1 protein-coding gene is annotated in these 714 nt (G+C 43.0%); it reads right to left on the minus strand.

The features are described from left to right. Positions 1-49: 49 nt before the first annotated feature. Positions 50-714 (minus strand): SpaA isopeptide-forming pilin-related protein (locus G5B12_RS17030; protein WP_174088958.1); only part of this gene is annotated, 665 nt, incomplete at its 5' end.

Consider the following 714-nt stretch of genomic DNA (forward strand, 5'->3'; position numbering starts at 1 on the left):
GGGAGCCTCACATAGAAGCTCCCAATCATAACCGTTGGTTTTAGTTTCCTTATTTCCTTTTCCTGCTGATATACAGTCCTGCCATACCTCCTGTGGAGATTACAAGAAGCAGGATCGGCAGCCAGATATTCGTGCTGTCACCTGTTTTCGGTGCGTTTGATACCTTTGTCTCTTCATGGGATTGTGGTGTGTTCGGTGTTTCTGGAACTTCCGGTTTCTCATTTGTCAGATTAAAGGTAACTTCTACAACCGGTGTACTGTCATCTGCATAGGCAAATGTCACTTCATGCTTGGTCTGATCCAGTGTGTATCCGTCCAGTGTCTTTGTTTCCACCAGATAATACTTGATAGCGGTATCATATTTGCCGTTCTTAAATGTGGCAATCTCATACAGCTTACTTTCTGCATGACCGGCAGCATCTGTCTTTAAGGTTTCCAGAACTTTTCCTTTGCTGTCACGAAGTTCAAATTCTACCCCTTTCAGCGGTTCTCCTGATGATTTATCTGTCTTATTGAGAATCACTTTTCCCTTGGCAGTGTCATCTTTCATAGCTACTTTCTGGATCTTTCCAGTATCCTTTACTTCAAAACTAACATCCGATGTCAGAAGATATCCTTTCGGTGCCTGCTCTTCACGTAAGGTATATTTACCGATTGGAAGTTTTTCGATATAGTGTGCTTCCTCTGTGGAAGTCCAGCTCTCTACTACCTGAT

It is taken from the genome of Blautia sp. MSK.20.85, from assembly GCF_013317245.1.
GTDB lineage: Bacteria > Bacillota > Clostridia > Lachnospirales > Lachnospiraceae > Blautia_A.